Annotated in this window: 9 protein-coding genes; 5 read left to right on the top strand and 4 right to left on the bottom strand. The window is 66.1% G+C overall.

Annotation, left to right across the window (positions count from 1 at the left end; translation table 11 throughout):
- Positions 1 to 675: 675 nt before the first annotated feature.
- Entirely contained in the window at positions 676 to 1758 is a 1083-nt protein-coding gene (locus tag ACZ3TS_RS41480; protein ID WP_467628014.1) for a mandelate racemase/muconate lactonizing enzyme family protein, read from the bottom strand.
- A gap of 492 nt (positions 1759 to 2250) precedes the next feature.
- Between ACZ3TS_RS41480 and ACZ3TS_RS41475 the strand changes: the two genes are divergently transcribed.
- The 3 genes from ACZ3TS_RS41475 to ACZ3TS_RS41465 all read left to right on the top strand — a co-directional run bounded on the left by ACZ3TS_RS41475 (position 2251) and on the right by ACZ3TS_RS41465 (position 5357).
- On the top strand, positions 2251 to 3081 hold the full coding sequence (locus tag ACZ3TS_RS41475) for a GntR family transcriptional regulator (protein ID WP_467628009.1): 831 nt from the start codon (positions 2251 to 2253) through the stop codon (positions 3079 to 3081).
- Between the two features lie 372 nt (positions 3082 to 3453).
- Positions 3454 to 4176, top strand: coding sequence for a sulfite exporter TauE/SafE family protein (locus ACZ3TS_RS41470; RefSeq protein ID WP_467628007.1), 723 nt, complete (start codon positions 3454 to 3456; stop codon positions 4174 to 4176).
- Between the two features lie 944 nt (positions 4177 to 5120).
- On the top strand, positions 5121 to 5357 hold the full coding sequence (locus ACZ3TS_RS41465) for a hypothetical protein (protein ID WP_467628005.1): 237 nt from the start codon (positions 5121 to 5123) through the stop codon (positions 5355 to 5357).
- Positions 5358 to 5625: 268 nt separating this feature from the next.
- On the opposite strand, the gene ACZ3TS_RS41460 is transcribed toward ACZ3TS_RS41465, so the two are convergent.
- Together ACZ3TS_RS41460 and ACZ3TS_RS41455 are read right to left on the bottom strand one after the other, a co-directional pair.
- The gene (locus ACZ3TS_RS41460) at positions 5626 to 7005 is read right to left on the bottom strand and encodes an SLC13 family permease (RefSeq protein ID WP_467628003.1); all 1380 of its coding nucleotides are present in this window, start codon (positions 7003 to 7005) and stop codon (positions 5626 to 5628) included.
- A gap of 301 nt (positions 7006 to 7306) precedes the next feature.
- Complete coding sequence (locus ACZ3TS_RS41455) at positions 7307 to 8275, bottom strand: hydroxyacid dehydrogenase (RefSeq protein ID WP_467628000.1); 969 nt, start codon at positions 8273 to 8275, stop codon at positions 7307 to 7309.
- A gap of 747 nt (positions 8276 to 9022) precedes the next feature.
- Between ACZ3TS_RS41455 and ACZ3TS_RS41450 the strand changes: the two genes are divergently transcribed.
- Complete coding sequence (locus tag ACZ3TS_RS41450; RefSeq protein WP_467627998.1) at positions 9023 to 9379, top strand: YidH family protein; 357 nt, start codon at positions 9023 to 9025, stop codon at positions 9377 to 9379.
- On the top strand, positions 9376 to 9660 hold the full coding sequence (locus tag ACZ3TS_RS41445; protein WP_467627996.1) for a DUF202 domain-containing protein: 285 nt from the start codon (positions 9376 to 9378) through the stop codon (positions 9658 to 9660). Before ACZ3TS_RS41450 ends, ACZ3TS_RS41445 begins: the two co-directional genes overlap by 4 nt.
- A 176-nt stretch (positions 9661 to 9836) precedes the next feature.
- Here ACZ3TS_RS41445 and ACZ3TS_RS41440 read toward each other — a convergent pair whose 3' ends face one another.
- Positions 9837 to 10046, bottom strand: coding sequence for an HNH endonuclease (locus ACZ3TS_RS41440; protein WP_467628011.1), 210 nt, complete (start codon positions 10044 to 10046; stop codon positions 9837 to 9839).
- Positions 10047 to 10496 lie beyond the last annotated feature (450 nt).

The following is a 10496-nucleotide window of genomic DNA, read 5'->3' as shown; positions in this document are numbered from 1 at the left end:
ATTGAGGGCCTCCTTCCCGAGCCCGTCGATACCCGGACGATATGTATCGTCCGGCTGAGCACGGAAGGGGGCCCGGCCCTCATAGGGTCAGGTCATGCGGCGTGTTCGTACTCGTAATGCCGCCGAGGCGATCGCGCCGACGTAAGCCAAGGGGGTTATCTCGTCTGGATCGGCGATTGGTGTGGGCAACGGGTGCAGCGGGCGAGCGTTCGCGATGTCCTGATGGGGGTTGAGTCGGCCTGAAGCGCGGTGCTGGCGTTGCCGCCAGTCCGTTTCTCCAGGCCGCTCGCCGAACCCGCCGTGCGCCTTGCAGCGCAACGGGCTCTCCACAAGTCCCGTGGAAAGGGCCTGCGGTTGCCTCGTGTCGCTGTCGGCCATGGCGTCGGGATGACGGTCCCGCGGTATCGGTAGCGCGTGGTGCGTACCTTTGCCGGGTCGAACAGCTCACGCTCTTGGCCGCGTGGCCACCACCGTCCGCCGCAGTAGCGGCGTCGGAGGTCCTTCCAGTTGGTTTTGGGGTGCTTGCGTCGCAGCCATCCGATGACCCGTTCTCACGTGTAGTGGCTCAGGTACTGGAAGGCGGCGTGCGAAACCCCGGGGCGGAAGTACGCGCTCCAGCCCCGCACGGAGGTGAGGGGTGTTCAACCTGCCAAGCGCCCCGGTGGCGGGGCCAGCTCAGCCGACAGACCCCTCCAGGTGTTCCACCGACTGCGTGTACCTGTCGACCATGGCGCCGTCCAGTTCGATACCGAGTCCCGGTCCGTCAGGGAGCCGGATCGTGCCCGCGCTCGGGGTGGGCGGGTCGACCGCGAGGGGATCACGCAGCGGGTTGTCCCGAATGTCGTACTCAATGCCCCGGACGGCCGGTACGCAGGCGGCGAGCTGGAGCGTCGCGGCGAACGCGATGGCTCCGCCGTAGAGGTGGGGCAGGACCGGCTTGCGGAACACGTCGGCGACCTGGCAGATGGACAACGTCTCGGTGAGACCGCCGGTCTTCGCGATGTCGGGCTGCAGGATCGCGACTGCCGGCGAGAGCGCGTACCGGGCGAACTCCTCACGCCCGTACATGTTCTCCCCGGTCGCGATGGTCAGACCGGTGCGCCGGTGAAGCTCCTCGATGTCTTCGAGCCGGTTGCCCCGAAGGGGCTCCTCGATCCATGCCACGTCGAATGCCTTGAGGAGCGCCGCCATCCTGGTGGCCTCGCCCACGCTCCACGCTTGGTTGGCGTCGGCGTAGAGAGTGATGTCGGCTCCGGCCGCCTCCCGAATCTCTGTGAGGATGCTCTCGTCTCTCTCGCGTCCGAAGCCGAGCTTCACCTTGACAGCCGTGTGCTTCCCGGCGGCGCGCATCGCGAACTGCTCTGCCACCGAGGCCGGACCGAAGCTGCTCGCGTACACCGGCGACTGCTCGCGCACCCGACCGCCGATCAGAGCGGAGACCGGAACCCCCTGGTCTTTGCCGCGAAGGTCCCACAGCGCCATGTCCACCGCACTGATCGCCTGCATGATCGGACCCGGGGCACCCCACTGGCGGCCCAACGGCTCCAGCTCTTTGGTCAGCGTGCGATGGATGTCGGTGATGTGGCGGGCCGCGCGGCCGACAACCAGGGGAAACACACCCTCACGCAGGGTCGCGACCCGCTCCGCGGCAGCCCAGGCGGGAAAGTTGGTCCAGCTCTCCCCGTGACCTATACGACCGTCACCGGTCTGCAGTTCAACCATCACCATCGACCGGTACCTGAGCGGTGCGAATGACATGGCCACGCCGTCGCCGGTGGGCGCACGGAGAACCTTCAGCCGAGCCGACACGATGGCATCCGAGTGACCGGTCGTCATGACTGTCCTCCAGTCGAGATGGTCATCACTGCTGGAATCTGCGGTGATGCCTCGGAATTCCGGTGAGTCCTGTTGATGCTCAAGGCGTGCTCCTTCGACTGTTGCGTTGTCACCATCGACGTCGTCTGCATATTACATGTAAATGCTCGGTTTCATGTAGTGGCTCATTTCCTTCTCGCGCCCGGTCCAGCGCTTCGGCCCACCGAGGTTGAGTCCCATCAGGTGACACCAGTCACTGTCCGTCGCGCTCCCGGGGGTAGGCTGTTGACGGGTCAGAGGAAATCTGCATAATGCATGTAACGCTGCCATGTAGGCGGCGCGGAGTCTGTTGGCTCTTGCGTACACCTGGGGTGGTCGCGTCCTCAGCTTCGACGGGACGTTCTGAGGTGGTACTAGTGATCCGAGGGGCCGCGCGTGAGCGCGCTGTTGCCCGGCCTTCCGCAGCAAGGTTGCGGTTCTCCTGCTGTACCGCAGGTGCGGAGGCAGGTCGCGGTGCGCATCGGCCGGGTCCGGCGACAGCCGGCCGAGGGCCGGTCCGTTGGTGAGGCAAGGGCGCCGTACCCGCATAATTTCAGGGTGGATGTCTCCATGTCATCGATGATCAACATTGAACCGGCGCAGCGCATCGCGGACTCCGTGTTCCGCGGTCTGCGCGAGGCGGTGCTCAACGGGGTGATCGAGCCAGGCAGCAAGCTCAGTGTGCCCGCGCTGGCCGAGCAACTCGACGTGAGTCGCAGCCCCGTACGTGAGGCCGTGGCTCGCCTCATCTCCGACGGACTCGCGGTCGAGACTCCACGGCGCGGGGCAGTCGTCGCGACGATCACGTCGGCCGAGCTGGCCGAGCTGTACGAAGTCCGCTGTGCTCTGGAGGGCGTGGTGGCCCGCCTCGCGGTCGAACGTGGCAGCCCCGGGCTCGCCGACGAGCTCGACGAGATCCTGGCTGCCCACCGCGGCGCTCTCGACGCGCAGGACATTTCCGCTGTACAGCACTGCGACGAGACCTTCCACACGACGTTGCGGGAGGCGTCCGGTCACAGCTACGCCATCCGTCTCCTGGACCAGATCCAGTCTTTCGTCAGGCTCGCCATGCGAACGACCATGGTGTCCGGGGGACTCGAACCCGCCTGGCAGGACCATCGCAACATCGCCGCGGCTGTCCGGCTCGGTGACGCCGAACTGGCTGAGCGCCGCGCCCGTGACCACATCATCCGGCTGCGCGATTCGCTGCGCGAACAGTCCGTCTGATCTTCCGGGGCGACGGGACTCCACGACGGCTCCTGCGGATCGTACGGCTGTCCTGTCGTCGACGCGTGGACTCGTCGTCCTGTCTCCTCTGGACTGCTGAATCCGGCATCCGCCAGTCTTGGAGCTCCTTTTCTACATTTTGCATGCGGAATACCAAACCCGGAGTCGGGCGTCAGACGCCCGTTTGCACCTCGGCTTCTGCGCCACCGATAGAAAGGGGACTCGTGCACCGGGCCACCGAAACAACGCGCGACAAGTTTCCCGGGGTGACAGCGGCGGAATGGTCGCTCCCGGCCTCGGAGGCGGGGGCGCGGTGATCGCCCTGGAGCGGGCCACCCACCTCCCGCGCTTCGGCGCCTCGGAAGGTGGGTCATGACACTGGGCCTGACGGCGGCGGCCATGTTCCTCGCGTCGGTGATCGGCGGAACCACCGGATTCGCGACCGCGCTGATGGCCACGCCTCTCCTCCTCCTGGCCGGCATGGAGGTCTCGCAGGTCGTGGTCGTCAATCTCCTGTCCACCATGGCCACCCGCGTCACCACTCTGGTACGGCTCCGGACCCTGGTCGACCGGCGGTCGGTGGCCCTACTCGTGGCGGGCAGTACGCCCGGTGCGGTCGCGGGCGCTGCCACCGCCGGCGAGCTCGACCAGCATGTCCTGAAGTTGGGAGCCGGTGTTTTCATCGCGCTGGCAGGCATCTTCCTTCTTCTCTACCGGCCGCGGAACCGCCGCAGCCCAGGCACGGCCACCTATATGGCGGCAGGGATCTTCAGCGGATACCTTTCGACGTCGATCTCGCTCAGCGGACCTCCGGTGGCCGCTCTGCTGACCCACTCACCGCGCACGCCCGACCAGTTCATCGCCGATTTCGCCGGCTACTTCGTCGCCACCAACGCGATCTCGCTCGCGCTGCTGAGCTTTCACGGGCGCATTCCGGCCGCAGTTCTGTGGCCGGCGTTGCCACTGCTCATCGCCGCTGCGCTTGCAGGAAATCACATCGGTACGCGATTGGGTCGGATCATCCCGCAGCAGGTGTTCCAGACGGCCGTCAAATTGCTCATCATTGTGTCCGGAGTAGTCACAGCACTGGCCTGACCTGACCGTGTACGCCAATCCGAAGTCGCCTCGGCACAGTCGCGCGGGCCAGGCAGAGCCTCGGTGGCGGTCCTCTCCTTCCCCTTCGCTGTCGGTTCAGTGGAGGGTCACCCCGCGGCGGCGACGCAACGCGACTGCCCGCCTGCCTCGACAGTCGGTCAGGGTCTCTGGGTGTTCGCTGCGTGGGAGGGGTTGAGCCGCGCTACGTGACGACTGGACTGTGTTGCCAAGGGCCGGAGTTGACGAACGGGCACGGCCCTGACTGATCATCGGGTGCTGACCCCGTGTGACCACAAAGGACCGTGCCCGGTGCCATCCTCGCTGATCGATGTCCTTGCCCGCCAGCTTGAGCCGCTGCCCACGGTCGAGGATCCATGGGAGATCCCTGAACTGCCGACCCTGGCAGAGGCGCTGGCGGCCGTGCCCGACCCGCGCGGGTTGCACGGTCGGCGCTATCGCTTCGTGTTCCTGCTGACGGCCGGGCGGACCGCCCACTGCTCGCGACGCTCGGCCTGGACGCCGAGGCCGCATGGTCCGCACCCGCCGACTCCTCCCTCGGGTGGGCCTTGAGAACACCGATGCCGACGCGCTCGACGAGGCGACCGGCGCCTGGCTGCGCCGGGTCCTGGTTCGCGGACGTCCGCACGCCGCCGCTGCCGCCGGCAACGACGCGCCTCACCTGGTCGCGGTGGTCGACCACGACATGTGCACGGCCCTGGGCCAGGGTGCCGTGAACACCAAGAGCAACGAGCTCACCGCCTTCGCCCCGGCTCCGGACGGCATCGACCTGACCGGCTGCGTCGTCACCTCCGACGCAATGCACACCCAGCTTGGCCACGCCGAATGGGTCCACACCGCTGGTGGCTTCTACCTGTTCCCAGTCATGTGCAACCCAGCCCGGTCTATACGACGCGATCGACCAACTCGACTGGGAGACGGCTGCGATGGCCCATACCGTCACCGAGAAGGCACGCGGTCGCACCATGCGACGTGGCCTGAAGGTAGTGCCCGCACCCGACGTCCTGCCCTTTCCGCACCTCGGCCAGGTGCTGCTCATCGAACGCACCACGACCGGCCGCGGCGAGGGGAAAATCCACTGCGTCGCGGAACTCGCCATCACCAGCGCCCCTTGGAACCGCGCCGACCCGGAAACGCTCTCCCGGCTCGTGCGCGGCCACTAAACGGTGGAGACCGTGCACCTGATCCGCGACGTGACCTACCGCGAAGACGCCTCCCTCGTCCGCATCGGCAGCGCTTCCCGCATCATGGCCACTCTCCGTAACCTCGCCCCCGGCATCATCAGCTTGATGAGCTGGCCCAGCGTCCCTCAGGCCGACGACCACTACCGAACCCACCCCATCTCACGACCTGCTCACGCAGAGACGGTGTCGGCCGAGGCAGGTGGGCAGCTTCTGCCAGATGCGAACCCTTCGGTCCGAACGGCCGATCTCACGCGGACGCGAGCAGCGGCATGATCCATCCCACCGTGGGCACGGCCAGCACCAGCGCAATCGTCCAGACGAGAAGTTTCCGGAAGAGCACCTGCTGCTGATTCTCGGGTGTGGTGGCGATCACGAGGCCACCACTGAGGTGATAAGGACTCGTGCTGACGCAGACAATGGCCCAGGAGAACTGGCAGACGAACAGCAGCAGCGCAGTTCCGCCCATCCCCGGCGCGGCGCGCAGGGCGAGCGCGATGAAGAGACCCAGCACGGCGACGGCCGACGGTTCCAGGGTGGCAAACAGGGCTCCCGCCAGACTGATCGCCAGGAAGGTGAAAGCCTGATTCCCGGTGCCACCCAAATGGTCAGCGATGGTCTTGAACGTGCCGATTTCCACCAGCAGTCCGACGTACAGCAGCACACCCGCGACGGTGAGGACCACACCCCAGGGAAGGCTCCGGATGACCTCCTTCTCGTCCGGGCGGATGATGAGCTGGATGGCGGTGGCCAGACCGAAGGCCAAAAGTCCGACGTCGACGGAGAAGACCAGGACGGCGGTCACAAACGTGAGGATCGCCAGCACGGAGACGATCTGATAGAGACGATTTCCGTCGGCCGCCTGGGTGGTCTGCGCCGGTAGGGCGTCCCTGACGGCCACCGCGGTCCCGCCATCGGACTCGCGGGGGAACGCATTGCCCGCGGTCGCGTTCGCGCCTTGGGCCTCATCCTCCGGCGCACGGCCCTTGGGCATGTCTGCGGCTGGTGACGCGCTGGAGGCCGCGCGGACGAGCCGGAGTCCGCCGAAGACGATGAAGGCGACGATGGCCACCAACAGGTTCAGGCCGATCTCCAAGCCGAACAGCGCCGACGCCGAAATCGACCGGCCGGCATGTTCGACCGTCGATGTGAGCAACTGCGACCAGACGGTAAGTGGAGAGAAGCCGCCCCCCATTCCGCCGCTGATGATCACCGTTCCCATCAGCGCCGGGCTGATGCCCCGCAACTGAGCGGTCCGCATGGCGACGGGAATCGTGATGGCCAGCGAGGCCGCGGGCAGCACGCCGATCGCGCTGAGAGACGCCGCAAGCAGGAACATGATCCATGGCAGGGCCCAGTCGCGACGCCCTGTGATTCTGACCGCCCAGTTGATGATCCTGTCGATGGCTCCACTGCGCTGGGCATGTCCGAACAGGAATGTCACGCCGAGCATGAGAATGATGAGGCTCGATGGAAAAGCTGCGTACACCTTGTCGGCAGGAACCTTGGCCACGAGCATCAGGATGAAACTTGCCGCGATAGTGGCCATGCCGATGTTCATGTGCCGCCAGATCGCGACGGCGAAGGTCACGACAAGCAGAATGAGCGAGAATATCTGAATGAGTGACACCTTTGTCCACTTTCAAGAGTCATTCAGGGGACTTGTGCGAGTTCTCTTCATGGGGTTTCGAACGACACGACGGCTGAGGGGGGATTTGCACCGTCGGCCTTGCATCGCCTGGGGTGTCCTCGGGCTTGTGCCGCCCGCGGAGAAGGGTCCGGCGGTATCAGGGGCGTAGGCTTGCCGGACCGCAAGCCCTCTTCGTGTCCAGGCGCATCAGGGGCTGCTGACGGCGCGACGAGAGCACCTACGTCACGCCGCGGGGCCAGACGGGTGTGTCAAAATACCCCGGACGCGTCCCGTCAGGTGTTCACCTCGCACCCAAGCGGTCGCGACGAACCTCACCGACCATCGAGCGTGCGTCGTTGCCGCTGAGTACGGCGTCGAGGTCCGCGGCGAGCACCTCAAGAATCAGCCTCTGGCTCTCACGTGTGATGCCGGCGACATGCGGGGTGAGAATCGTATGGGGGAGCCTTTCGAGACGGCCCGGTGTCGGCGGCTCCGAAATCCGGACATCCAGGGCGACTCCACCAAGCCGTCCCGCCTCAAGGGCGTCGGCCAGCGCCTCCTCATCGACGATCTCCCCGCGGCCGACGTTGATGAACAGGGCGCCTGTCGCCATCTGCGCCAACAGCTCTTCTCCCACGAAGGCGTGTGTCTCGGGAGTGGCAGGGAGGTGGCAGGAGATCACATCCGCCGACGAGACGACCTCGGCCAGCGGAGCGATCCGGATTCCCGCCTCGGCCATGGCGGGGGAGGCAGGATCGACGTACGGATCGTAGGCGATCACCTGCATTCCCAGAGCTCTGGCCAGCCGAGCACACTCACGGGCGGTCGCACCGGCGCCCAGAAGTGCCCAGATACCTCCCCGAAGCTCGCGGCCGGGAGTCCGGTTCCAGCCACCGGCACGGACATCACGATCTCGCTCGACCGTGCGCCTGGCGAGGGCGAGCGCGAGTCCCAGCGTATGCTCGGCAACACTGCGCGCATTGGCGCCGCGTGGGGCCGTAACCACAACACCGGCGGCGTCCGCGGCAGGGACGTCGATGTTATCGAGGCCAACACCGGCCCGAGCCACGATGCGCAGGTGCGGGCACGCTCGGATCAGTTCCGCGTCGACTTGCGTACGGTTGCGTACAACCAGCGCCTGGACCTCCGCGGCCTCTCGGAGCAGTGCGCTGCGGTCTCTCCACAGTTCGGGCGCGTGCGTGACAGGCCAACGCTCTCCGAGTTCGCGCAGCGGTTCGCCCCACACGTCCTCGGTTATCAAGATGCTCACTCGTGGTACTTCCATTCCCTCTCGAACGTCACGCATCTGTGGCGTTGGCGGCTCTGATCGCGCGCAGCGTCACTGACCCGGCCCGCTCCCTTGATGCGGGCTGGTCCCGCAGAGCAAGCCGGATCTCGGTGGCCGACCGACGAACTGCAATCCTGCGCCCGCCCCCGCGGATGAGGATCTTGGACATCGGCGCCCGCGCTGGACCGAGCACCCCAGCCCACTCTTCACCTGCCGGAAGTTGCAGCCCGAGGTCCGGCAAGGGCCGGCGACTCGCTGGCTCACATCTCCCTTCAGGCGCTACGTCGAGGCGCACCCGACGACCACCAGGCCGCGATCGCGAGCTACGCGACCACTAGCGATTGCTACATGCAGTATGCAGACTGGTAGGATGGCGTCAATAGATGACCCTTCGGCTGCCCGCGCTCAGCCTGGTCACGGCAATGATTACATGTAACATGCTACGAAGAGGCCGATGTTGGCCGAACAGACGCGCAGCGACTCCGCAGCCCCGCTGGCCGCTTGTCTGTGGGGTGAGTGTCAGTTGTCTGTGGGGTGAGTGTCAGCGCCTGCGCTCACGCGTCGGTTCCCGCAGTCATGCGGAGGCGTCGCGCTGTGTCGGCGGGTCGGCTGGTTCTGGGTGCCGCCCCCTCTGCTGACGCTGTCCCGGAATCGCCGGTGGCGGACCCTGCGACCTGGACCGGGTCCGCAGGAGGCATCGCTTCGAAAGCCAACGAAAGGTATTAAGGCGTGCAGCATCCGAAATGGAATCAAGAGGGCCAAGAGCCGGACTACCGTTTCACGCTTGCCAACGAACGGACGTTTCTGGCGTGGCTGCGGACCAGCCTTGCGCTGATTGCTGGAGCGTTGGCGATCGTGCAGTTCGGCTCAGTGGAATCGGACGCCTGGCTCCGCGTACTCGCACTGCTGCTCGCCATCAGCGGTACGCTTCTCGCCGGCCTCGCCCAGAAGCGCTGGGCTCGGGTGCAGAGGGCGATGCGCAATCAACAGCCCTTGCCGACGACCTGGATCACATCCGTAACGGGCTGGTCGGCCGCGGCGGTCGGGGTTTTTATCGTAGTAAACCTGGCCCAGGTTCGGTCGTGATCGATCGAGATCCAGGACTGCAGCCCGAGCGGACCACACTCGCGTGGCGGCGGACGACGTTCTCGGCGGCGGTTACCATGCTCACGCTTATCAGGGCGGGGATTGTCTTCGGTTTTCCGTTGATTATCGTCGCATCCGCACTCTCTTTCACTGCATTCGCCGGGGCTGCACAGGCCCGAGTAATCCACCCGAGTTCCGGCGTGCGGATATCGCTGGCCGCGACAAGCGTTACAGTGACTGGAATCCTGGCTCTGCTGCTGACCGCGGCAAGACTCTTCTGAAGTGATTGCGGAAATCCAACAGCCGTGCGATGAGGTTTTTCCGACGAAACGTCAGACCTTTCTCGTCCTGGGTAGGGTCGGCCGCGCGGCGAGGTGCCAGGTGTGCTGGTCCTTTTCCGCGCGACCTCCCTCCGAACCGGACGGGCCCGCTTTCCAGGCATCCGGCTCTCCGGTGACTACTGCGTGAGCGGGGAGGATTCCCGGTGGTGGATGTGGTCGTGGCAGTCGGCGCAGACCACGAGGGTCTTGCGGCGCCGTTTGGCCATGACTCGTCTCCAACGGGCGGGTTCGGCTCGGTCGAGTTCCTTCAGGTTACGGACGTGGTGGACTTCCACCTCGCCTATGTGCTGGCAGAGCTCGCACTTACCCTGTTGTAGCCGGTCGATCAGTTCCCGACGGGGGTAGGTGAGCCGACCCGGGTGGCGGTCGGTGATGACCGCGTTCTTTTGCCGTCGCAGCGGAATGCCGCCGAACCTGGCGACCAGTGGTCTGCTGCCTTTCCCACGTTCAACCTCGATTCGTCAGCGGCTGCGATTGCCTGACCGGGCTATCGGTTCGCCCTGTTTGTTCCGCGTGATCGCGGGCGGGGCCTTCGCGTGTCGCTGCGGCTGCGCCGGGGTTCCACGGCACCCGGAAGTGGTGCGGCCTGCTCTTTCCCTTGTCTCGTCGGGATTGGTGGTCCGGTCGTCAGGTGACGGCCGGCAAGGCGGTCAGGCGTTGCCAGCAGGTGGTGAACGCTTGGGCCCTGGGCCAATGCCCGGCAGTTAAGCGGAAACGCCGCAGGTCAAATCGGTGGCAGCGGTGTGGCCGTCCCGTCGCGGTTGTCCGGTGCATCG

The organism is Streptomyces sp. NPDC022910 (assembly GCF_055561075.1).
The sequence above is the reverse complement of the archived record's forward strand: the minus strand, read 5'-3'. Positions and strand labels throughout refer to the sequence as shown.

What these genes read in the sequence shown, in the direction of transcription:
- ACZ3TS_RS41480 (WP_467628014.1), bottom strand. Translation starts at nt 1,758, where the DNA reads ATGTCATTCGCACCGCTCAGGTACCGGTCGATGGTGATGGTTGAACTG.
- ACZ3TS_RS41465 (WP_467628005.1), top strand. Translation starts at nt 5,121, where the DNA reads ATGGCCCATACCGTCACCGAGAAGGCACGCGGTCGCACCATGCGACGT.
- ACZ3TS_RS41470 (WP_467628007.1), top strand. Translation starts at nt 3,454, where the DNA reads ATGACACTGGGCCTGACGGCGGCGGCCATGTTCCTCGCGTCGGTGATC.